The organism is Bacillus sp. FSL M7-0307, assembly GCF_038627835.1.
Lineage (GTDB): Bacteria > Bacillota > Bacilli > Bacillales > Bacillaceae > Bacillus > Bacillus altitudinis.
In genome coordinates, this window is sequence record NZ_CP152023.1 from 140,657 (window position 1) to 160,189 (window position 19,533).

Here is a 19,533-nt window from a genome sequence, read left to right on the forward strand (position 1 = left end):
AAATGGCGATTAAAAAGTATAAACCAACCAGTAATGGTCGTCGTGGCATGACTACTTCAGATTTTGCTGAAATCACGACTGACAAACCAGAAAAATCGTTGCTTGCACCGCTTCACAGAAAAGGCGGACGTAACAACCAAGGTAGATTGACTGTTCGTCATCAAGGTGGCGGTCACAAACGTCAATACCGTATCATCGACTTTAAGCGTGATAAAGACGGTATACCTGGACGCGTTGCTACAATCGAGTATGATCCAAACCGTTCAGCGAACATCGCTCTTGTAAACTATGCAGATGGTGAGAAACGTTACATTCTTGCTCCGAAAGGAATCCAAGTTGGTACTGAAGTTACTTCTGGACCAGAAGCTGACATCAAACCAGGTAATGCTCTTCCACTTATCAACATCCCAGTTGGTACAGTTGTGCATAACATTGAATTAAAACCAGGTAAAGGTGGACAATTAGTTCGTTCTGCTGGTACTTCTGCTCAAGTTCTAGGTAAAGAAGGTAAATACGTTCTTGTACGTTTGAACTCTGGTGAAGTACGCATGATCCTTTCTGCTTGCCGTGCGACTATCGGTCAAGTTGGAAACGAACAACACGAACTAATCAACATCGGTAAAGCTGGACGTTCTCGCTGGAAAGGCGTACGCCCAACAGTTCGTGGTTCTGTAATGAACCCTAACGATCACCCACACGGCGGTGGTGAAGGACGCGCTCCAATCGGACGTAAATCACCAATGTCTCCATGGGGTAAACCGACTCTTGGATTCAAGACTCGTAAGAAAACCAACAAGTCTGATAAATTCATTGTACGTCGTCGTAAAAACAAGTAACGGGGTTGTCTACGGTTCATTTAGGACCGTAGTTCAATCACGAAGGGAGGTTCCACAATGGCTCGCAGCTTAAAAAAAGGACCATTTGTTGATGATCATTTGATGGCTAAAGTCGAGAAATTGAATGAAACTGACAAAAAGCAAGTCGTAAAAACTTGGTCTCGTCGTTCTACAATTTTCCCACAATTCATCGGTCACACAATCGCTGTCTATGACGGACGCAAACATGTACCTGTTTTCATTTCTGAAGATATGGTAGGTCACAAATTGGGCGAATTCGCACCAAGCCGTACTTACAAAGGTCATGCTAGTGACGATAAAAAAACAAGACGCTAATGAGAGGAGGCTTTTAAATGCAAGCTAAAGCTGTCGCAAGAACAGTCCGTATTGCTCCTCGTAAAGCACGTCTAGTAATGGACCTGATCCGAGGTAAGCAAGTAGGAGAAGCAGTTTCTATCTTAAACCTTACACCTAAGGCTGCTTCACCAATTATTGAAAAAGTATTAAAATCTGCTATCGCAAATGCTGAGCACAACTACGAGTTGGACGCTAACAGCCTAGTGATTACTCAAGCATTCGTTGACGAAGGTCCAACACTTAAGAGATTCCGTCCACGTGCTATGGGTCGTGCGAGCGCAATTAACAAACGTACTAGCCACATTACAATCGTTGTATCAGAAAAGAAGGAGGGATAATCCGTGGGTCAAAAGGTAAATCCAGTAGGTCTTCGTATTGGCGTCATTCGTGATTGGGAATCTAAATGGTTCGCAGGAAAAGATTACGCTGACTTCTTACATGAAGACTTGAAAATCCGTGAATTCATCAGCAAGCGTTTGTCTGACGCGTCTGTTTCTAAAGTAGAAATCGAACGTGCTGCAAACCGCGTAAATATCACAATCCACACGGCTAAACCAGGTATGGTAATTGGTAAAGGCGGATCTGAAGTTGAAGCACTTCGTAAAGCTCTTAACAGCCTAACTGGCAAACGTGTACACATCAACATTCTTGAAATCAAGAGAGCAGATCTTGATGCTCAGCTAGTTGCTGAAAACATCGCTCGTCAACTTGAAAATCGTATTTCATTCCGTCGTGCACAAAAACAAACAATCCAACGCACAATGCGTGCTGGAGCACAAGGAATCAAAACAATGGTTTCTGGTCGTCTTGGCGGTGCAGATATTGCTCGTTCTGAATATTACAGTGAAGGTACTGTTCCATTGCACACACTTCGTGCTGACATCGACTATGCTACTGCTGAAGCTGATACTACTTATGGTAAGCTTGGCGTAAAAGTATGGATCTATCGTGGAGAAGTCCTTCCAACTAAGAAGAATACTGCGGAAGGAGGAAAATAATATGTTATTGCCAAAACGCGTGAAGTATCGCAGAGAACATCGTGGAAAAATGCGTGGTCGTGCAAAAGGCGGTACTGAAGTACATTTCGGTGAGTTCGGTATCCAAGCTCTTGAAGCTTCTTGGATCACTAACCGTCAAATCGAAGCTGCTCGTATTGCTATGACTCGTTACATGAAACGTGGCGGTAAAGTTTGGATCAAAATTTTCCCTTCTAAGCCATACACAGCTAAACCTCTAGAGGTCCGCATGGGTTCCGGTAAAGGTGCTCCAGAAGGCTGGGTAGCTGTAGTAAAACCGGGCAAAGTTTTATTTGAAATTTCTGGTGTGTCTGAAGAAGTTGCTCGTGAAGCTCTTCGTCTTGCATCTCACAAATTGCCAATTAAAACGAAGTTCGTAAAACGTGAAGAAATTGGTGGTGAATCAAATGAAAGCTAATGAAATTCGTGACCTTACCACTGCTGAAATTGAACAAAAAGTAAAGTCTCTTAAAGAAGAACTTTTCAATCTTCGTTTCCAATTAGCGACTGGGCAGCTTGAAAACACTGCTCGCATTCGTGAAGTGCGTAAATCAATCGCACGCATGAAAACTGTGATTCGTCAAAGAGAAATCGCTGCTAATAAATAATAATTAGAGGGGAGGCCCCGCAAACATGAGCGAACGTAACCAACGTAAAGTGTATCAAGGTCGTGTTGTTTCTGACAAAATGGATAAAACCATCACTGTTGTAGTTGAAACATACAAAAAGCATTCACTTTATGGCAAACGTGTAAGATACTCTAAAAAGTTCAAAGCACATGATGAAAACAACCAAGCAAAAATCGGAGACATCGTAAAGGTCATGGAAACTCGTCCATTATCTGCGACTAAACGCTTTCGTCTAGTTGAAGTTGTCGAAGAAGCTGTTATTATCTAATAAAGTTCGGATTTCTTTTTCCGAAGGGAGGTAACATTAATGATTCAACAGGAGACTCGTTTAAAAGTAGCTGACAACTCTGGCGCACGCGAAGTACTAACGATTAAAGTTCTTGGTGGCTCTGGACGTAAAACGGCTAACATCGGTGATGTCATTGTTTGTACGGTTAAACAAGCAACACCAGGAGGCGTTGTCAAAAAAGGTGAAGTTGTGAAAGCAGTTATCGTTCGTACTAAGAGCGGAGCTCGCAGAAACGATGGATCTTACATCAGTTTTGATGAAAATGCATGTGTCATCATCCGTGACGACAAGAGCCCACGTGGAACTCGTATCTTCGGACCAGTAGCACGTGAACTTCGTGAAAATAACTATATGAAAATTGTTTCTTTAGCACCAGAAGTACTTTAATGAATACAATCCGCGACTCAAGGAGGTGCGATTAAATGCATGTTAAAAAGGGCGATAAAGTAGTGGTTATCTCTGGTAAAGATAAAGGTAAACAAGGTGTCATCCTTGCTGCTTTCCCTAAAAAGGACCGTGTTTTAGTAGAAGGTATTAACCTTGTGAAAAAACACTCTAAACCAACCCAAGCTAACCCTCAAGGCGGAATTTCTGAACAAGAAGCGCCGATCCACGTATCAAACGTAATGCCGCTTGATCCTAAAACGGGTGAAGTGACACGTATTGGATATAAAGTTGAGGACGGAAAGAAAGTCCGTGTAGCGAAAAAATCTGGGCAAGTTCTAGATAAATAGTAAATAAGGAAGGGAGGTCTTTCTCATGAACCGCCTTAAAGAAAAGTATGTAAAAGAAATTACACCTGCATTAGTTTCTAAGTTTGAATACAAATCAGTAATGCAAGTGCCAAAAATCGAAAAAATCGTGATCAACATGGGTGTTGGTGACGCCGTTCAAAACGCTAAAGCAATCGATACTGCTGTTGAAGAATTAACGTTTATCGCTGGTCAAAAACCTGTCGTTACTCGTGCGAAGAAGTCTATTGCTGGATTCCGTCTACGTGAAGGAATGCCAATCGGTGCGAAAGTAACACTTCGCGGAGAGCGCATGTACGATTTCCTTGATAAACTTATTTCTGTATCTTTACCACGTGTACGTGACTTCCGCGGGATTTCTAAGAAATCTTTCGACGGTCGTGGAAACTACACGCTTGGTATTAAAGAACAGTTAATCTTCCCAGAAATTGATTACGATAAAGTAACAAAAGTCCGCGGTATGGATATCGTTATCGTTACGACTGCCAACACGGACGAAGAAGCACGTGAGTTATTAACTCAAGTAGGTATGCCGTTCCAGAAATAATCAATGAAAGGGAGGCGAAATCGTGGCTAAAAAGTCTATGATTGCGAAACAACAACGCAAACAAAAGTTTAAAGTTCAAGAGTATACGCGCTGCGAACGTTGTGGACGTCCACATTCAGTAATTCGCAAGTTTAAACTTTGCCGTATTTGTTTCCGCGAACTTGCATATAAAGGACAAATTCCTGGCGTTAAAAAAGCCAGCTGGTAATCCCCATAAATGGGAAGGAGGTTATTAAATAATGGTTATGACAGATCCGATTGCAGATTTGCTGACTCGTATTCGCAATGCGAACATGGTACGTCATGAGAAGCTAGAAGTACCGGCTTCAAAAATCAAAAGAGAAATTGCTGAAATCTTAAAGCGTGAAGGTTTTATCCGTGACGTTGAGTACGTCGAAGACAGCAAACAAGGAATTATCCGTTTGTTCCTTAAATACGGCCAAAACAACGAACGTGTTATCACTGGTCTTAAAAGAATCAGTAAACCTGGTTTACGCGTATATGCGAAATCAAATGAAGTACCACGTGTACTTAACGGACTTGGAATCGCAATTATTTCTACATCACAAGGTGTTTTATCGGACAAAGAAGCCCGTGCTAAACAAGCTGGTGGAGAAGTACTTGCTTACGTATGGTAAAAAAAGTTTAAGATGAATGGAGGTGCTTGGTATGTCTCGTATAGGTAAAAAGCTAATCGAGATCCCTTCAGGAGTAACTGTGACAAACAACGATAACACAGTGACAGTAAAGGGACCAAAAGGTGAACTAACTCGTGCATTTCACCCTGATATGGAAATTAAAATTGAGGACAACGTCTTAACTGTAAGCCGTCCGTCTGAAAATAAAGAACACCGTGCATTACATGGTACAACACGTAGCTTAATTGCAAACATGGTTGAAGGTGTATCTAAAGGTTTCGAAAGAGGTTTAGAACTAATCGGTGTCGGTTACCGTGCAGCTAAATCTGGAAACAAACTTGTTCTTAACGTTGGATACTCTCACCCAGTTGAAATCGTTCCTGAGGCTGGAGTTGAAGTAGAAGTTCCATCTCAAACGAAAGTAATCGTTAAAGGTATCGATAAAGAGCGTGTAGGAGCTCTAGCTTCTAACATCCGCGCTGTCCGTGCTCCAGAGCCTTACAAAGGTAAAGGAATTCGTTACGAAGGTGAATTCGTTCGCCGTAAAGAAGGAAAAACTGGTAAGTAAGATCGCTTAATGTGAAGAAAGGAGTGACTCGGATGATTACGAAAACTAGCAAAAACGCTACTCGTCTTAAAAGACACGCTCGTGTTCGTGCGAAACTTTCAGGTACTGCTGAAAGACCTCGCCTTAACGTTTTCCGTTCTAACAAGAACATCTACGCTCAAGTAATTGATGATGTTAACGGTGTAACACTTGTAAGTGCTTCTACTCTTGATAAAGAGTTAAAGATCGAGAATAGTTCTGACGCTGCAGCTGCTACTAAAGTTGGCGAACTTGTTGCAAAACGTGCTGTTGAAAAAGGCATCTCTAACGTGGTATTTGACCGCGGAGGATACTTATATCATGGACGTGTAAAAGCTCTAGCTGAAGCTGCTCGTGAGGCTGGACTTAAATTTTAATAAAAGAAGGAGGGACACATCCGAATGAGTCGTATTGACCCAAGCAAATTAGAGTTAGAAGAACGCTTAGTTACGGTTAACCGGGTAGCGAAAGTTGTTAAAGGTGGACGTCGTTTCCGTTTTGCAGCTTTAGTTGTTGTCGGTGACAAAAACGGTCATGTAGGATTCGGTACTGGTAAAGCACAAGAAGTACCAGAAGCGATCCGCAAAGCTGTTGAAGACGCGAAAAAGAATTTAATTGAAGTACCAATGGTTGGAACTACAATTCCACATGAAATCATCGGTCGATTCGGTGCAGGAAACGTTCTATTGAAGCCTGCTTCAGAAGGTACAGGAGTTATCGCTGGAGGCCCAGTGCGTGCGGTACTTGAGCTTGCTGGTCTAGCTGATATCCTTTCTAAATCTCTAGGTTCTAATACACCGATCAACATGATCCGCGCAACACTTCAAGGTTTAAGTGAACTTAAACGTGCTGAAGATGTAGCGAAGCTTCGTGGAAAATCTGTAGAAGACCTGTTAGGATAAGGAGGGAACAATAATGGCAAATAAATTAGAAATTACCCTCAAACGCAGTGTAATCGGTCGCCCAGAAGATCAGCGTGTCACTGTTCGTACTCTTGGTCTAAAGAAAACAAACCAAACAGTCGTACATGAAGACAATGCAGCGATCCGCGGCATGATTAACAAGGTGTCTCATTTAGTTTCTGTTAAAGAACAATAAAACATTTTTAATCGATAAGGAGGTGCCCAAATGAAACTTCATGAATTGAAGCCTTCAGAAGGTTCACGTAAAGTACGCAACCGTGTTGGTCGTGGTATTGGATCAGGTAACGGTAAAACTTCTGGTAAAGGTCATAAAGGTCAAAACGCTCGTTCTGGCGGCGGTGTACGCCCTGGATTCGAAGGTGGTCAAATGCCTTTATTCCAACGCCTTCCAAAACGTGGTTTTACAAACATCAACCGTAAAGATTACGCGGTAATCAACTTAGACAGATTAAACAGTTTTGACGAAGGAACGGAAGTCACTCCTGAACTTCTTCTAGAGACTGGTGCAATAAGCAAGTTAAAAGCAGGAGTAAAAATTCTTGGCAACGGTAAATTAGAAAAAAAATTAACTGTAAAAGCCAATAAATTCTCTGCTTCTGCTAAAGAAGCGATTGAAGCTGCTGGCGGTACAGCCGAGGTGATCTAACTTGTTTAAGACAATCTCCAATTTTATGCGCGTGAAAGATATACGGAATAAGATTATATTTACACTTTTAATGTTAGTCGTCTTTCGTATAGGTGCTTTCATCCCTGTGCCTAATGTGAACGCCGAAGTTCTCCAGGCACAGGATCAAATGAGTGTTTTCGGAATCCTCAACACGTTTGGGGGCGGGGCACTTTTCCAATTCTCCATTCTTGCAATGGGGATTATGCCGTATATCACTGCTTCGATCATCATCCAGCTCTTGCAGATGGATGTTGTACCGAAGTTTACTGAGTGGTCAAAGCAAGGAGAGGTTGGCCGCCGAAAATTAGCACAATTCACAAGGTATTTTACAATTGTTCTAGGATTTATCCAGGCGTTAGGAATGTCATATGGATTTAACAATATGGCAGGAGGCATGCTGATTGAAAACCCAGGTGTTTCAACGTATCTCTTAATTGCGGTCGTACTCACTGCGGGAACAGCATTTTTAATGTGGCTGGGAGAGCAGATTACTGCTCACGGTGTTGGTAACGGTATTTCGATTATTATCTTTGCCGGTATCATCGCAGGTATCCCTCAAACATTAAAGCAAGTGTACGCTCAGCAATTTGTAGGTGGAGATGGACAGCTGTTCATGCAAATCCTGAAAATTGCCCTTATTGTGATTGCTATTCTTGTCATTGTTATCGGTGTTATTTACATTCAAATGGCAGTGAGAAAGATTGCGATTCAATATTCAAAAGGAACTGGCCGTGCACAAATGTCTGCTAGTCAAGCAACGCACCTTCCATTGAAAGTGAATCCAGCAGGGGTGATTCCAGTCATCTTTGCCGTTTCGTTCATTATTACTCCGCAGACGATCGCATCGTTCTTCGGAACAAATAATGTGACAACCTGGATAACTAACAACTTTGACTATACTAAGCCAATCGGTATGACGATTTATGTAGCACTGATTGTTGCTTTCACATATTTTTATGCCTTTGTCCAAGTAAACCCTGAACAAATGGCTGAAAATCTGCAAAAGCAGGGTGGCTATATCCCGGGAGTTCGTCCAGGGAAAATGACTCAAGATAGAATTACGAGCATTTTGTACCGACTCACGTTTGTGGGCGCCATTTTCTTAGCCGTGATTTCAATACTTCCTATCTTTTTCATTCAATTCGCTGGATTACCTTCCGCTGCACAAATTGGCGGCACAAGTCTTCTCATTGTTGTAGGTGTTGCACTTGAAACAATGAAACAGCTTGAAAGCCAATTAGTGAAACGAAACTACCGTGGATTTATGAAATAAAACAGAGGGCTGGGCTCCTGCCCAACCTCTCTAAGTAAGGAAGGGGAAATCCGAAATGAACTTAGTCTTAATGGGGCTTCCGGGTGCTGGTAAAGGCACTCAGGCAGAACGAATTGTTGATGATTATGGGATCCCTCATATCTCAACAGGAGATATGTTCCGTGCTGCTATGAAAGAGGAGACACAACTTGGACTCGAAGCAAAATCCTTTATCGATAAAGGAGAGCTTGTTCCTGATGAGGTCACAATCGGTATTGTTAGAGAAAGACTTGGCAAGAATGATTGTGAACAAGGTTTTCTTCTGGACGGATTTCCGCGAACTGTCGCTCAGGCTGAAGCTTTAGAAGACATTCTAAAGGACCTTGGCAGAACGATTGATTATGTCATTAATATTAAAGTCGATAAAGATGCTTTGATGGAGCGTCTGACTGGCCGAAGAATTTGCAAAGATTGCGGAGCAACATATCATTTAGTATTCAATCCACCTGCGAAAGAAAATGTTTGTGACAAGTGTGGAGGCGAGCTTTATCAACGTGCAGATGATAATGCAGAAACCGTTTCGACAAGACTTGAAGTGAACTTAAAGCAGACTGAACCTTTACTGAACTTCTATTCAGAAAAAGGATATCTTGCAAACATTGATGGTGCGAAGCACATTAACGATGTTTACGCTGATATCAAGGACCTGCTTGGGGGATTAAATAAATGATTATCTGTAAAACTCCTCGCGAGCTTGAGATTATGAGAGAAGCTGGACGCATTGTCGCACTGACTCATGAAGAGCTAAAGAAACATATAAAACCAGGTATTTCGACAAAAGAATTGGATCAAATTGCCGAACGTTTTATTACAAAGCAGGGTGCAATCCCATCTTTTAAAGGGTATAATGGTTTTCGCGGGAGCATTTGCGTTTCGGTGAATGAAGAACTCGTTCACGGTATTCCTGGTAAACGGGTTTTACGTGATGGAGACATCATTAGTATCGATATCGGCGCAAAGTTAAATGGCTATCATGGTGACTCTGCTTGGACATATCCAGTTGGGGTAATCAGTGATGAGGACCGCAAACTACTGGAAGTCACAGAGGAATCTCTATATAAGGGCTTACAGGAAGCAAAGCCAGGTGAACGTCTGTCAAACATTTCCCATGCCATACAAACGTATGTTGAAGGTGAGAATTTCTCAGTTGTTAGAGAATATGTTGGACATGGGGTCGGACAGGATCTTCATGAGGACCCTCAAATTCCTCATTATGGTCCACCGAACAAAGGCCCACGGCTCAAACCTGGAATGGTGTTGGCCATCGAACCGATGGTGAACGCAGGCAGCCGATATGTGAAAACACTGGCTGATAACTGGACGGTTGTAACGGTTGATGGGAAAAAGTGTGCTCACTTTGAGCATACGATTGCGATTACAGATACAGGTTTTGATATACTGACTAAGATTTAGGTCTTCACTGAAGCCTTTCAGGCCCAAATCGGGCAGGTTGTCTGTATAGTCCAAGGAAAGAACAAGATCAGTATACAGTTGTCATCGGCGTGTTCGATGGCTGCCATGTACTAATCGCAGACGGAGAAAAGCGTAAATTCATTCTCCTAAGAAAAAATATCAATCATTTAACCTTTTATGATTGCGTATCTCCGGAAGTTCAGAACAGTATATTCAAAACAGGTCGGGTGATAGATGGACAATTGAGAACATCTCATTTGGACATTTATCAGAGAGCAAGTTACTGATTTGAAGAAGGGAGAACACTTGAATGGCGAAAGACGATGTAATTGAAGTGGAAGGTACTGTAGCAGAAACTTTGCCAAATGCAATGTTCAAAGTTGAACTAGAGAATGGTCATACAGTTTTGGCTCATGTATCAGGAAAAATCCGTATGCACTTCATTCGCATTTTACCTGGAGACAAAGTTACGGTAGAATTATCTCCATATGACTTAACTCGTGGTAGAATTACGTACCGTTACAAATAAAGCAACTCCGGAAGAAGGAGGTTGGAAACACATGAAAGTGAGACCATCTGTTAAACCTATCTGTGAAAAATGTAAAGTGATTCGCAGAAAAGGAAAAGTAATGGTGATCTGTGAAAACCCAAAACATAAACAAAAACAAGGCTAATAACAAGGAGGTGCCCAAATCATGGCTCGTATTGCTGGTGTAGATATTCCACGTGATAAGCGTGTTGTCATTTCTTTAACATATGTTTTTGGAATTGGTCGTACGACGGCTCAACAAGTCCTTAAAGAAGCAGGTGTTTCTGAAGACACTCGCGTTCGCGATCTAACTGAAGACGAACTAGGTAAAATCCGTGATATCATTGACAAACTTAAAGTAGAAGGTGACCTTCGTCGTGAAGTTTCACTTAACATTAAGCGTCTAATTGAAATCGGAAGCTACCGCGGAATCCGTCATCGTAGAGGACTTCCTGTTCGTGGACAAAACACAAAAAACAACGCGCGCACTCGTAAAGGTCCGCGTCGTACTGTAGCTAACAAGAAAAAATAAGTAAAGGAGGTAGTTAAAGAATGGCTGCTGCTCGTAAACAAAATACGCGTAAACGTCGCGTGAAAAAGAATATTGAAGCTGGAATCGCTCATATCCGTTCCACTTTCAACAACACGATTGTAACGATTACTGATGTTCATGGAAACGCAATTTCTTGGTCAAGTGCTGGTGCATTAGGATTCAGAGGTTCTCGTAAATCTACTCCTTTCGCTGCACAAATGGCTGCTGAAACTGCTGCTAAAGGTTCTATCGAACATGGTCTTAAAACACTTGAAGTAACTGTTAAAGGTCCTGGTTCTGGTCGTGAAGCTGCAATTCGTGCGCTTCAAGCTGCAGGTCTTGAAGTTACTGCAATCAGAGACGTAACTCCAGTTCCTCATAACGGATGCCGTCCACCAAAACGTCGCCGCGTGTAATTTGTTTGTATAGATTTTGTGTCCCTGTCAATAATGGGTTATGATACAGTTATTTATGAGACGAATACACGACTCGTTGCCTGAGCACATACGGGACTAAACAATGAGGAATTTCGGATGGAATCTCATATGATTCTATTCGAGGTTTCGACGTTTTGAAGGAGGGTTTTATTAGATGATCGAAATTGAAAAACCAAAAATCGAAACGGTTGAAATCAGCGACGATGCCAAGTATGGCAAGTTTGTCGTAGAGCCACTTGAGCGTGGATATGGTACCACTTTAGGGAACTCCCTTCGTCGTATCCTTTTATCCTCACTTCCTGGTGCAGCTGTAACATCGATCCAGATAGATGGTGTCTTACACGAATTCTCAACGATCGAAGGCGTGGTTGAAGATGTTACAACGATTATCTTAAACATTAAAAAGCTTGCACTCAAAATCTACTCTGAAGAAGAGAAGACGCTTGAAATTGATGTACAAGATGAAGGAACTGTAACAGCTGCTGATATTACACACGACAGCGATATTGAAATCTTAAATCCAGATCTTCACATCGCAACTCTTGGCAAAAATGCGAGCTTCCGTGTTCGTTTGACTGCACAAAGAGGTCGCGGGTATAATCCTGCTGATGCAAACAAAAGAGACGATCAGCCTATCGGCGTGATTCCGATCGACTCAATCTATACACCTGTATCTCGTGTAACTTATCAAGTGGAGAACACCCGTGTTGGGCAAATCACAAACTATGATAAATTAACACTAGATGTATGGACTGATGGAAGCACAGGACCGAAAGAAGCGATCGCTCTAGGTTCTAAGATTTTAACTGAACACCTAAATATTTTCGTTGGGTTAACTGACGAAGCTCAGCATGCAGAAATCATGGTTGAAAAAGAAGAAGACCAAAAAGAAAAAGTGCTTGAAATGACAATTGAAGAGCTTGATCTTTCTGTTCGTTCTTACAACTGTTTGAAGCGTGCGGGTATTAACACTGTTCAAGAGCTTGCTAACAAGACAGAAGAGGATATGATGAAAGTTCGTAACCTTGGACGTAAATCTCTTGAAGAAGTGAAAGCGAAACTAGAAGAACTTGGACTGGGTCTTCGTAAAGACGATTGACTAGTTTCATTGTGAACTAGGATTTTCGTGTGTTTTTTATTCATACAGCATCTCTAATTAAGGAGGGGACATCACATGGCATACAGAAAGCTAGGACGCACTAGTGCACAACGTAAAGCAATGCTTCGTGACCTAACGACTGATTTGATCATCAACGAACGCATCGAAACAACTGAAACACGTGCGAAAGAACTTCGCTCTGTAGTTGAAAAAATGATCACTCTTGGCAAACGCGGAGATCTTCATGCTCGCCGTCAAGCTGCAGCTTACATTCGTAACGAAGTAGCTAACGCTGAAACAAACCAAGATGCACTTCAAAAATTATTCGCTGACGTTGCAACTCGCTACGAAGATCGCCAAGGTGGATACACTCGTATCATGAAGCTTGGACCTCGTCGCGGCGATGGCGCACCAATGGCTGTCATTGAATTAGTTTAATCACATATCGTGTATCTAAGAAAGGGCGGGACAGTTCATAACTGGATCTATGCCCTTTTTTAGATACTACGGCTTTTTAGCAACAGGCAAAGTAGAGGTTGAGCTGAGAGGAGGTCCGGTAGAGATGGAGAAGACATTAATTGACGTAAAAGACATTGTATTTCGTTATCACAAAGATGCGGACAAGCCCGCTTTAGACCAAGTGTCATTGCATGTGAATCAAAATGAATGGCTTGCCATTGTTGGCCACAACGGTTCAGGTAAATCCACACTTGCCCGTGTACTGAATGGGCTCATTTTACCGGATGCAGGAACGGTCAAGGTTGGTGAGATTGAGCTGAAAGAAGAAAGTGTTTGGGATATTCGCAAAAAGGTCGGCATGGTCTTTCAAAACCCAGACAACCAATTCGTTGGCTCAACGGTTCGTGATGATGTGGCTTTTGGTTTAGAAAATAACGGGGTTGAGCGGGAATTGATGATAGAGCGTGTAGATTGGGCTGTCAAACAGGTCAATATGCAGGAGTTTCTTGATCAAGAGCCGCACCATCTATCAGGCGGGCAAAAGCAGAGAGTAGCAATCGCAGGTGTACTTGCCGCAAGCCCTGACATCATGATCTTGGATGAAGCAACATCAATGCTTGATCCGATTGGCCGTGAAGAAGTGTTAGAAACCGTCAGACTATTGAAGGAACAAGGAACGGTCACGGTCATTTCCATCACACATGATTTAGACGAGGCTGCGAAGGCAGACCGCGTTATTGTGATGAATGGCGGAAAGAAATTTGCCGAGGGAACACCAGAGGAAGTATTTGAACTAGATGAACAGCTGGTTCAGATTGGACTTGATCTGCCATTTTCCTACCGGTTGAGTAAGCAATTGAAGCAGCAAGGTGTGCCGCTTGCAAATGCCCATTTGACACAAGAAGGATTGGTGAAAGAGCTATGGACATTACGATCAAAGAATTAGAGCATCGTTATCAGATGAAAACGCCGTTTGAGCGTCTCGCTTTGTATGATGTCAATGCTTCCATCAAAGAAGGCAGCTATGTTGCTGTCATTGGTCATACGGGTTCTGGCAAGTCGACATTGCTGCAACATTTAAATGGACTGCTCAAACCAACAAAAGGGAGCATTGCGCTTGGAGATACGGTATTACAAGCCAATAAGAAGCAGAAGGAACTGAAATCTCTTCGCAAAAAGGTAGGTATCGTGTTTCAGTTTCCTGAACATCAGCTCTTTGAGGAGACGATTCTGAAGGATATCTGTTTTGGTCCGATGAATTTCGGCGTTCCAAAAGAAAAGGCAGAAGCTAAGGCTAAAGAGATGCTGAAGCTTGTAGGCCTTCCTGAATCTTTGTTATCTCGATCACCCTTTGAATTAAGCGGTGGTCAAATGAGACGTGTGGCGATTGCAGGTGTACTAGCGATGGAGCCAGAAGTGCTTGTGCTTGATGAGCCGACTGCGGGATTAGATCCACGCGGACGTAAAGAAATCATGGACATGTTCTATGAGCTTCATCAAAAAGCCAACCTGACGACGATCCTTGTGACACACAGTATGGAAGATGCCGCTCATTATGCGGATCAAATGATTGTGATGCACAAAGGAACAGTGAAGGCGACAGGTACGCCGAGGGAGCTATTTGCCAATCGTACAGACATGTCTTCTTTCGGACTGGACCTCCCGGAAACGATCAAATTCCAGCAGGCTGTCGAAGAAAAGCTGGGGATGACGTTTCCAAGACCGCTTCTGACCATGGATGAAATGGTAGAAGCCTTAACAGCTTTATATCAGGAGGACACGACATCATGATGGATAGTATGATTATCGGCAAATATGTGCCGGGTACATCTTTTGTCCATCGTCTTGATCCAAGGACAAAGCTGTTATCAATTTTCTTTTTTGTCTTTATTGTCTTTTTTGCGAATAACTACATCACTTACGGGCTTTTAGGTGTCTTCACTATTCTTGTGGTGATGGTGTCTCAGGTGCCGCTGTACTTTATTCTCAAAGGAATGAAACCCATCCTTTGGATTGTTCTGTTTACCTTTATTCTGCATATCTTCATGACAAAGGATGGCGCTTTGCTCTTTCACTTTGGTTTTCTGAATATTTATGAAGAAGGTCTAAAACAGGGGATTTTCATTTCACTCCGTTTTGTCTATCTCATCATGATGACAACACTTCTGACGTTGACCACAACACCTATTGAAGTGACAGACGGTATGGAGAAGCTGCTGCATCCTTTCCGTAAAATCAAGCTGCCTGTTCATGAGCTTGCTCTTATGATGTCTATCTCTCTTCGATTTATTCCGACTTTACTCGAAGAAACAGACAAAATCATGAAAGCACAAATGGCAAGAGGTGTTGATTTTACAAGCGGACCCGTGAAAGATCGTTTAAAAGCGATTGTCCCATTGCTTGTCCCACTTTTCGTCAGTGCGTTTAAGCGTGCGGAGGAATTGGCGACCGCTATGGAAGCGAGAGGCTACCGCGGGGGAGAAGGGCGCACGAAATACCGTCAGCTTGTCTGGGGAATGAAAGACACGTTCACGCTGCTTCTATTCATCCTGTTAACAGCACTCCTTGTGCTGCTTAGAAATTAGGTGATGCCTAGATGAAAGTAAAATGTACCGTATCATACGATGGGACACATTTTAAAGGTTATCAAGTGCAGCCAGGACAGCGTACTGTACAAACGGAGATTGAATCTGTTCTTGCTAGAATGCATAAACAAGATGAACTAATTCCGATTGTGGCTTCCGGCCGGACAGACAGTGGCGTTCACGCAAAGGGGCAGGTCATCCATTTTGACACCCCGCTCGCCATTCCGATGGAGAGATGGCCGTTTGCCCTCAACAGCTTGCTGCCAGATGACATTCGTGTTCTAAAGGCTGAGGAAGTGGATGAGTCATTTCATGCTAGATTTGGTGTCGCTTCAAAGGAGTACCGTTATAGGGTCTCAACGGAAACGCACCAAAATGTGTTTACGAGACAGTATGCCTGTCACTATCCTTATCCGCTGGATGTCGACAAAATGAGAGAAGCCGCTGGGCACCTGATTGGCACACATGATTTCACAAGCTTTTGTGCGGCCAATACAGAGGTTCAGGACAAGGTGAGGGAGATTTACACCCTCGAGTGGAAAAACGTCTCAGACGGGCTTGAAATGCGTGTGAGAGGGAATGGCTTTTTATACAACATGGTACGAATTATAGCCGGCACGTTACTTGAAATTGGTTCTGGTAAATTTCACCCTGAGGAGATAAAAGCCATGCTTGCCGCCCGAAATCGCGAAGCGGCAGGCAAGACTGCGCCCAGTCACGGACTGTATTTATGGGAAGTTTTCTATGACAACTAAACCAGGTGTAACATGTTCTTGACACAGGAAGCAGAAAGTTATAAGATATCATATGGTATGTATTTCAACCCCACAAATAAGCCCCGGAAGACTTATCTGTGTTTTGAAATAGAACGTAGCATTTGATTCAGGAAAATTCATTGATTTATTTAGGAGGGAAACTCATGCGTACAACACCAATGGCGAACGCAAGCACAATTGAGCGCAAATGGCTAGTGGTTGATGCGGCAGGTAAGACTCTAGGTCGTCTTTCTACTGAAGTAGCATCACTTTTGCGCGGTAAGCACAAACCAACTTATACACCACACGTTGATACAGGTGATCACGTGATCATCATCAATGCTGAGAAAATCGAATTAACTGGTAAGAAATTGACGGACAAAATTTACTACCGTCATACGATGCACCCAGGTGGTTTGAAACAAAGAACTGCTCTTGAGATGCGTACAAACTACCCTGAAAAAATGTTGGAGCTTGCTATCAAAGGTATGCTTCCAAAGGGTCCACTAGGTCGTCAAATGTTCAAAAAATTAAATGTGTACCGTGGTTCTGAGCATCCACATCAAGCACAACAACCTGAAGTTTACGAACTTCGCGGTTAATTATAAGGGAGGTTAACAATTTGGCACAGGTTCAATATTACGGTACAGGTCGTCGTAAAAGTTCTGTAGCGCGCGTTCGCTTAGTTCCAGGTGAAGGCCGTATCGTCGTTAATAATCGTGAAATTACTGAATACATTCCATTCGCTGCTTTAATCGAAGACGTGAAACAGCCTTTGAACATCACAGAAACAGCTAACAGCTACGATGTTCTTGTAAATGTTCACGGTGGTGGATTCTCTGGTCAAGCTGGAGCAATTCGTCACGGTATCTCTCGTGCTCTTCTAGAAGTAGATCCTGAGTACCGTACACCACTTAAACGTGCTGGACTTCTTACTCGTGACTCTCGTATGAAAGAGCGTAAGAAATACGGTCTTAAAGGCGCACGTCGCGCACCTCAGTTCTCAAAACGTTAATCAATTTTATATTGTATGGACGTTTTACAAAGGTTTGTACAGACAAACCATATATGAAAAGCATCAGCATCTTGCTGGTGCTTTTTTTATTTGTGTTTTTTTCTGTTTGGAAACATATAAAATAGGATCATAGTCAGGTTTTTGTTTAAAAAACGATGTTAAAGGGGGATGGCATTTATGAATCTAACAACAGAAAGATGTCTCATTCGACCGTTTAATGAGGATGATTGGCAGGATGTCTATGCATATACATCTGATCTAGTGGTGATGAAGTATATGCCAGAAGGTGTTTTTTCTAAAGAAGAGGCGCGGGATTTTGTCAAAAATAATCGTCTTGAGACGGGCAAAAATTTTGCTGTTCTATTAAAAGAAGATCATACATGCATTGGGCATATCGTGTTTCATCCTTACTTTGGTGAGCACACATATGAAATTGGCTGGGTCTTCAATTCTGCATATCAAAACAAAGGCTTTGCTTCTGAAGCGGCGTATGCTGTCCTACATCATGGTTTTCACACAATGAATTTACATCGAATCATTGCCACTTGTCAGCCTGAAAATGTGCCGTCATGGAGAGTGATGGAGAAAATGGGGATGAGGAGAGAGGGCTATTTTAAAAAATGTATACCACAAGGAAATGAGTGGTGGGATGAGTTTTATTATGCCATCTTACGAGAGGAATGGAAAACTTGATAAGTTTTCATGATATGAAGTAATTCATCATTCCGAATATCCCTTGGCTTTCTCTATTGATATAATCAGGTCAAATAAGCAGAAGAGGGGCGCGGGCATGAGGATCTTTGATGCACATTTTCATATCATTGATTTTGATTTTCCTATTCAAGAAAACCAAGGATATACACCGCCGAGTTATGTGGAGAATGATTATAGGAGAGAGACCGCTGATTTGGGGATTGTAGGTGGAGCGATAGTATCAGGGTCATTTCAGGGCTTTGATCAAGGCTATTTGTTGAAAGCACTAGATGAAATGGGACCGGCTTTTTGCGGTGTGACACAATTACCTTTTACAGCAACTGACGATGAGATTGTTCATTTGGATCAACATGGGGTCAAGGCTTTACGTTTTAATGTGAAGCGGGGCGGTTCGGAGGATATTTCAAAGCTCGACTATTTTGCGAGAAGGGTGTATGAGCTGGCTGGGTGGCATAGTGAGATTTACATAGACGCTAAGCATCTCCCTGACATCTCATCAACGCTTGAACAGCTGCCGGCCGTTTCGATTGATCATTTAGGCTTATCGGAAGAAGGTTTGCCGCATTTGCTCAAGCTGGTTGATAAAGGGGTTCGTGTGAAAGCGACTGGCTTTGGGCGTGTTGATTTAAAGGTCGAACATGCATTGACGTCTATTTATCAAACGAATCCTGATGCACTGATGTTTGGTACAGATCTTCCCTCTACAAGGGCGAAACGGCCATTTGAATACGGTGATATTGAATTGATTCAACAGATGTTTGATGAGGAAGCAGCGGATAAAATTTTATATAAGAACGCTATCAATTGGTATTTTGGCAAATGAATAAAGGCTTCCATTCCGTGATAGGAGGTGTGTTCATTGAATCTGAATCAATTGACATTTAGAGAAGCCGTCCAAGGAGACCTCGACAACATCGTTTTGATGCTTTCAGATGACAAATTAGGCCAAAAGAGAGAACGCTACTCTCGTCCATTATTAGAAAGCTACCTCAATGCCTTTCATTCGATCGAAGCGGATCCCAATATTGAATTAATCGTCGCTTGTGATCGGGAAGAGGTAGTCGGTGTTCTCCAATTAACAATGACTCCATTTCTAACGTATCAAGGAGGATGGAGAGCTTCAATAGAAGGAGTTCGTACAGCCTCGACTCATAGAGGAAGAGGAATTGGCACATTGTTGATCAAACGGGCTATTCAACGCGCAAGTGACCGCGGGTGTCATATGATTCAGCTGACAACAGACAAACAGAGGCCAGAAGCACGCCGTTTTTACGAAAAGTTGGGATTTGAAGCTACGCATGATGGGATGAAACTGCATCTTCTTCGTAAATAAACACACCAAGAAGCAAAGGTATTCACAACCCTTTGCTTTTTTGTGCCTTTGTTTCAAATTTTTGTTATATTGGAGACGAGAATCTATAGTGGTTTGGAAAGGAGAAACAT

35 protein-coding genes are annotated in these 19,533 nt (G+C 42.5%); all 35 read left to right on the plus strand.

The genetic code is table 11. The annotated features are described in order from the left end of the window. The first annotated feature begins 2 nt into the window (after positions 1–2). The 35 genes from rplB to MHI41_RS00920 all read left to right on the plus strand — a co-directional run bounded on the left by rplB (position 3) and on the right by MHI41_RS00920 (position 19,423). Entirely contained in the window at positions 3–836 is an 834-nt protein-coding gene (gene rplB / locus MHI41_RS00750; RefSeq protein ID WP_007496314.1) for a 50S ribosomal protein L2, read from the plus strand. Between the two features lie 57 nt (positions 837–893). After that, complete coding sequence (rpsS, locus tag MHI41_RS00755; protein WP_003216920.1) at positions 894–1,172, plus strand: 30S ribosomal protein S19; 279 nt, start codon at positions 894–896, stop codon at positions 1,170–1,172. A 17-nt stretch (positions 1,173–1,189) separates the two neighbouring features. After that, positions 1,190–1,531, plus strand: coding sequence for a 50S ribosomal protein L22 (rplV, locus tag MHI41_RS00760; protein WP_007496316.1), 342 nt, complete (start codon positions 1,190–1,192; stop codon positions 1,529–1,531). 3 nt (positions 1,532–1,534) lie between these two features. Further along, positions 1,535–2,191 (plus strand): 30S ribosomal protein S3, encoded by a 657-nt coding sequence (gene rpsC, locus MHI41_RS00765; protein WP_003217241.1) that lies wholly within the window; start codon positions 1,535–1,537, stop codon positions 2,189–2,191. Between the two features lies 1 nt (position 2,192). Then, positions 2,193–2,627 carry a 50S ribosomal protein L16 gene (gene rplP / locus MHI41_RS00770; RefSeq protein ID WP_003225801.1) on the plus strand — a complete coding sequence of 145 codons (435 nt, stop codon included), beginning with the start codon at positions 2,193–2,195 and terminating at the stop codon, positions 2,625–2,627. Next, positions 2,617–2,817 carry a 50S ribosomal protein L29 gene (rpmC, locus tag MHI41_RS00775; RefSeq protein WP_003217155.1) on the plus strand — a complete coding sequence of 67 codons (201 nt, stop codon included), beginning with the start codon at positions 2,617–2,619 and terminating at the stop codon, positions 2,815–2,817. Before rplP ends, rpmC begins: the two co-directional genes overlap by 11 nt. A gap of 25 nt (positions 2,818–2,842) precedes the next feature. Further along, positions 2,843–3,106: a 30S ribosomal protein S17 gene (gene rpsQ / locus MHI41_RS00780; protein ID WP_003216906.1), complete on the plus strand. Its 264-nt coding sequence runs from the start codon at positions 2,843–2,845 to the stop codon at positions 3,104–3,106. 39 nt (positions 3,107–3,145) lie between these two features. Then, positions 3,146–3,514 carry a 50S ribosomal protein L14 gene (gene rplN / locus MHI41_RS00785; protein ID WP_003216882.1) on the plus strand — a complete coding sequence of 123 codons (369 nt, stop codon included), beginning with the start codon at positions 3,146–3,148 and terminating at the stop codon, positions 3,512–3,514. Between the two features lie 35 nt (positions 3,515–3,549). Next, on the plus strand, positions 3,550–3,861 hold the full coding sequence (gene rplX, locus MHI41_RS00790) for a 50S ribosomal protein L24 (RefSeq protein WP_007496325.1): 312 nt from the start codon (positions 3,550–3,552) through the stop codon (positions 3,859–3,861). A gap of 25 nt (positions 3,862–3,886) precedes the next feature. Beyond that, positions 3,887–4,426: a 50S ribosomal protein L5 gene (rplE, locus tag MHI41_RS00795; protein WP_003217159.1), complete on the plus strand. Its 540-nt coding sequence runs from the start codon at positions 3,887–3,889 to the stop codon at positions 4,424–4,426. A 22-nt stretch (positions 4,427–4,448) separates the two neighbouring features. Further along, positions 4,449–4,634: a 30S ribosomal protein S14 gene (rpsN, locus tag MHI41_RS00800; protein ID WP_008356542.1), complete on the plus strand. Its 186-nt coding sequence runs from the start codon at positions 4,449–4,451 to the stop codon at positions 4,632–4,634. Between the two features lie 31 nt (positions 4,635–4,665). Continuing rightward, positions 4,666–5,064 carry a 30S ribosomal protein S8 gene (gene rpsH / locus MHI41_RS00805; RefSeq protein ID WP_007496327.1) on the plus strand — a complete coding sequence of 133 codons (399 nt, stop codon included), beginning with the start codon at positions 4,666–4,668 and terminating at the stop codon, positions 5,062–5,064. A gap of 31 nt (positions 5,065–5,095) precedes the next feature. After that, complete coding sequence (gene rplF, locus MHI41_RS00810; RefSeq protein WP_008345395.1) at positions 5,096–5,632, plus strand: 50S ribosomal protein L6; 537 nt, start codon at positions 5,096–5,098, stop codon at positions 5,630–5,632. A gap of 32 nt (positions 5,633–5,664) precedes the next feature. Further along, complete coding sequence (gene rplR / locus MHI41_RS00815; protein ID WP_003216951.1) at positions 5,665–6,027, plus strand: 50S ribosomal protein L18; 363 nt, start codon at positions 5,665–5,667, stop codon at positions 6,025–6,027. Between the two features lie 24 nt (positions 6,028–6,051). After that, positions 6,052–6,552 carry a 30S ribosomal protein S5 gene (rpsE, locus tag MHI41_RS00820; protein ID WP_007496332.1) on the plus strand — a complete coding sequence of 167 codons (501 nt, stop codon included), beginning with the start codon at positions 6,052–6,054 and terminating at the stop codon, positions 6,550–6,552. 13 nt (positions 6,553–6,565) lie between these two features. Next, positions 6,566–6,748, plus strand: coding sequence for a 50S ribosomal protein L30 (gene rpmD, locus MHI41_RS00825; protein WP_003217067.1), 183 nt, complete (start codon positions 6,566–6,568; stop codon positions 6,746–6,748). 30 nt (positions 6,749–6,778) lie between these two features. Next, a complete protein-coding gene (rplO, locus tag MHI41_RS00830) occupies positions 6,779–7,219 on the plus strand; it encodes a 50S ribosomal protein L15 (protein WP_003216888.1) in 441 nt (146 codons plus the stop codon). Position 7,220: 1 nt separating this feature from the next. Next, positions 7,221–8,513, plus strand: a complete 1,293-nt coding sequence (gene secY, locus MHI41_RS00835; RefSeq protein ID WP_007496334.1) for a preprotein translocase subunit SecY — start codon at positions 7,221–7,223, stop codon at positions 8,511–8,513. Between the two features lie 55 nt (positions 8,514–8,568). Beyond that, positions 8,569–9,222, plus strand: a complete 654-nt coding sequence (locus MHI41_RS00840; RefSeq protein ID WP_007496336.1) for an adenylate kinase — start codon at positions 8,569–8,571, stop codon at positions 9,220–9,222. After that, positions 9,219–9,965, plus strand: a complete 747-nt coding sequence (gene map / locus MHI41_RS00845; protein WP_007496338.1) for a type I methionyl aminopeptidase — start codon at positions 9,219–9,221, stop codon at positions 9,963–9,965. The genes MHI41_RS00840 and map overlap by 4 nt, the downstream gene beginning before the upstream one ends. A 310-nt stretch (positions 9,966–10,275) precedes the next feature. Then, positions 10,276–10,494: a translation initiation factor IF-1 gene (gene infA / locus MHI41_RS00850; RefSeq protein WP_003217190.1), complete on the plus strand. Its 219-nt coding sequence runs from the start codon at positions 10,276–10,278 to the stop codon at positions 10,492–10,494. Between the two features lie 31 nt (positions 10,495–10,525). After that, a complete protein-coding gene (rpmJ, locus tag MHI41_RS00855) occupies positions 10,526–10,639 on the plus strand; it encodes a 50S ribosomal protein L36 (protein ID WP_003156543.1) in 114 nt (37 codons plus the stop codon). A 21-nt stretch (positions 10,640–10,660) separates the two neighbouring features. Continuing rightward, on the plus strand, positions 10,661–11,026 hold the full coding sequence (rpsM, locus tag MHI41_RS00860; protein WP_003217023.1) for a 30S ribosomal protein S13: 366 nt from the start codon (positions 10,661–10,663) through the stop codon (positions 11,024–11,026). A 20-nt stretch (positions 11,027–11,046) separates the two neighbouring features. Next, complete coding sequence (gene rpsK / locus MHI41_RS00865) at positions 11,047–11,442, plus strand: 30S ribosomal protein S11 (RefSeq protein WP_003217231.1); 396 nt, start codon at positions 11,047–11,049, stop codon at positions 11,440–11,442. Between the two features lie 175 nt (positions 11,443–11,617). Beyond that, entirely contained in the window at positions 11,618–12,562 is a 945-nt protein-coding gene (locus MHI41_RS00870; protein WP_003217009.1) for a DNA-directed RNA polymerase subunit alpha, read from the plus strand. A gap of 75 nt (positions 12,563–12,637) precedes the next feature. Then, the gene (gene rplQ, locus MHI41_RS00875; RefSeq protein ID WP_003216944.1) at positions 12,638–13,000 is read left to right on the plus strand and encodes a 50S ribosomal protein L17; all 363 of its coding nucleotides are present in this window, start codon (positions 12,638–12,640) and stop codon (positions 12,998–13,000) included. A gap of 124 nt (positions 13,001–13,124) precedes the next feature. Then, positions 13,125–13,967 (plus strand): energy-coupling factor ABC transporter ATP-binding protein, encoded by an 843-nt coding sequence (locus tag MHI41_RS00880; protein WP_008345218.1) that lies wholly within the window; start codon positions 13,125–13,127, stop codon positions 13,965–13,967. Further along, the gene (locus tag MHI41_RS00885) at positions 13,943–14,812 is read left to right on the plus strand and encodes an energy-coupling factor ABC transporter ATP-binding protein (protein ID WP_342494442.1); all 870 of its coding nucleotides are present in this window, start codon (positions 13,943–13,945) and stop codon (positions 14,810–14,812) included. Before MHI41_RS00880 ends, MHI41_RS00885 begins: the two co-directional genes overlap by 25 nt. Next, a complete protein-coding gene (locus MHI41_RS00890; protein ID WP_008345215.1) occupies positions 14,809–15,606 on the plus strand; it encodes an energy-coupling factor transporter transmembrane protein EcfT in 798 nt (265 codons plus the stop codon). The genes MHI41_RS00885 and MHI41_RS00890 overlap by 4 nt, the downstream gene beginning before the upstream one ends. 11 nt (positions 15,607–15,617) lie before the next feature. Continuing rightward, entirely contained in the window at positions 15,618–16,361 is a 744-nt protein-coding gene (gene truA, locus MHI41_RS00895; RefSeq protein WP_216896185.1) for a tRNA pseudouridine(38-40) synthase TruA, read from the plus strand. A gap of 164 nt (positions 16,362–16,525) precedes the next feature. Then, positions 16,526–16,963 carry a 50S ribosomal protein L13 gene (gene rplM / locus MHI41_RS00900; RefSeq protein WP_003217042.1) on the plus strand — a complete coding sequence of 146 codons (438 nt, stop codon included), beginning with the start codon at positions 16,526–16,528 and terminating at the stop codon, positions 16,961–16,963. A gap of 20 nt (positions 16,964–16,983) precedes the next feature. Further along, complete coding sequence (gene rpsI, locus MHI41_RS00905; RefSeq protein ID WP_007496354.1) at positions 16,984–17,376, plus strand: 30S ribosomal protein S9; 393 nt, start codon at positions 16,984–16,986, stop codon at positions 17,374–17,376. A gap of 177 nt (positions 17,377–17,553) precedes the next feature. Beyond that, a complete protein-coding gene (locus tag MHI41_RS00910; protein ID WP_342494443.1) occupies positions 17,554–18,069 on the plus strand; it encodes a GNAT family protein in 516 nt (171 codons plus the stop codon). 97 nt (positions 18,070–18,166) lie between these two features. Next, complete coding sequence (locus MHI41_RS00915; protein WP_342494444.1) at positions 18,167–18,913, plus strand: amidohydrolase family protein; 747 nt, start codon at positions 18,167–18,169, stop codon at positions 18,911–18,913. A 36-nt stretch (positions 18,914–18,949) separates the two neighbouring features. Beyond that, a complete protein-coding gene (locus MHI41_RS00920; protein ID WP_342494445.1) occupies positions 18,950–19,423 on the plus strand; it encodes a GNAT family N-acetyltransferase in 474 nt (157 codons plus the stop codon). Positions 19,424–19,533: the final 110 nt, after the last annotated feature.

Bases quoted from the DNA above. Each gene is read 5' to 3' on its own strand.
- rpsQ (WP_003216906.1), top strand. From the start codon at position 2,843: ATGAGCGAACGTAACCAACGTAAAGTGTATCAAGGTCGTGTTGTTTCT.
- rplQ (WP_003216944.1), top strand. From the start codon at position 12,638: ATGGCATACAGAAAGCTAGGACGCACTAGTGCACAACGTAAAGCAATG.
- rpmD (WP_003217067.1), top strand. From the start codon at position 6,566: ATGGCAAATAAATTAGAAATTACCCTCAAACGCAGTGTAATCGGTCGC.
- truA (WP_216896185.1), top strand. From the start codon at position 15,618: ATGAAAGTAAAATGTACCGTATCATACGATGGGACACATTTTAAAGGT.
- rplB (WP_007496314.1), top strand. From the start codon at position 3: ATGGCGATTAAAAAGTATAAACCAACCAGTAATGGTCGTCGTGGCATG.
- rplX (WP_007496325.1), top strand. From the start codon at position 3,550: ATGCATGTTAAAAAGGGCGATAAAGTAGTGGTTATCTCTGGTAAAGAT.
- rplR (WP_003216951.1), top strand. From the start codon at position 5,665: ATGATTACGAAAACTAGCAAAAACGCTACTCGTCTTAAAAGACACGCT.
- rpsH (WP_007496327.1), top strand. From the start codon at position 4,666: ATGGTTATGACAGATCCGATTGCAGATTTGCTGACTCGTATTCGCAAT.
- MHI41_RS00910 (WP_342494443.1), top strand. From the start codon at position 17,554: ATGAATCTAACAACAGAAAGATGTCTCATTCGACCGTTTAATGAGGAT.
- infA (WP_003217190.1), top strand. From the start codon at position 10,276: ATGGCGAAAGACGATGTAATTGAAGTGGAAGGTACTGTAGCAGAAACT.
- rpmC (WP_003217155.1), top strand. From the start codon at position 2,617: ATGAAAGCTAATGAAATTCGTGACCTTACCACTGCTGAAATTGAACAA.
- rplP (WP_003225801.1), top strand. From the start codon at position 2,193: ATGTTATTGCCAAAACGCGTGAAGTATCGCAGAGAACATCGTGGAAAA.
- rpsS (WP_003216920.1), top strand. From the start codon at position 894: ATGGCTCGCAGCTTAAAAAAAGGACCATTTGTTGATGATCATTTGATG.
- rpsE (WP_007496332.1), top strand. From the start codon at position 6,052: ATGAGTCGTATTGACCCAAGCAAATTAGAGTTAGAAGAACGCTTAGTT.
- rplN (WP_003216882.1), top strand. From the start codon at position 3,146: ATGATTCAACAGGAGACTCGTTTAAAAGTAGCTGACAACTCTGGCGCA.
- rplE (WP_003217159.1), top strand. From the start codon at position 3,887: ATGAACCGCCTTAAAGAAAAGTATGTAAAAGAAATTACACCTGCATTA.
- rpmJ (WP_003156543.1), top strand. From the start codon at position 10,526: ATGAAAGTGAGACCATCTGTTAAACCTATCTGTGAAAAATGTAAAGTG.
- rpsK (WP_003217231.1), top strand. From the start codon at position 11,047: ATGGCTGCTGCTCGTAAACAAAATACGCGTAAACGTCGCGTGAAAAAG.
- rplM (WP_003217042.1), top strand. From the start codon at position 16,526: ATGCGTACAACACCAATGGCGAACGCAAGCACAATTGAGCGCAAATGG.
- MHI41_RS00880 (WP_008345218.1), top strand. From the start codon at position 13,125: ATGGAGAAGACATTAATTGACGTAAAAGACATTGTATTTCGTTATCAC.
- MHI41_RS00840 (WP_007496336.1), top strand. From the start codon at position 8,569: ATGAACTTAGTCTTAATGGGGCTTCCGGGTGCTGGTAAAGGCACTCAG.
- rpsM (WP_003217023.1), top strand. From the start codon at position 10,661: ATGGCTCGTATTGCTGGTGTAGATATTCCACGTGATAAGCGTGTTGTC.
- map (WP_007496338.1), top strand. From the start codon at position 9,219: ATGATTATCTGTAAAACTCCTCGCGAGCTTGAGATTATGAGAGAAGCT.
- MHI41_RS00915 (WP_342494444.1), top strand. From the start codon at position 18,167: ATGAGGATCTTTGATGCACATTTTCATATCATTGATTTTGATTTTCCT.
- MHI41_RS00890 (WP_008345215.1), top strand. From the start codon at position 14,809: ATGATGGATAGTATGATTATCGGCAAATATGTGCCGGGTACATCTTTT.
- MHI41_RS00885 (WP_342494442.1), top strand. From the start codon at position 13,943: ATGGACATTACGATCAAAGAATTAGAGCATCGTTATCAGATGAAAACG.
- MHI41_RS00870 (WP_003217009.1), top strand. From the start codon at position 11,618: ATGATCGAAATTGAAAAACCAAAAATCGAAACGGTTGAAATCAGCGAC.
- rplF (WP_008345395.1), top strand. From the start codon at position 5,096: ATGTCTCGTATAGGTAAAAAGCTAATCGAGATCCCTTCAGGAGTAACT.
- rplV (WP_007496316.1), top strand. From the start codon at position 1,190: ATGCAAGCTAAAGCTGTCGCAAGAACAGTCCGTATTGCTCCTCGTAAA.
- rplO (WP_003216888.1), top strand. From the start codon at position 6,779: ATGAAACTTCATGAATTGAAGCCTTCAGAAGGTTCACGTAAAGTACGC.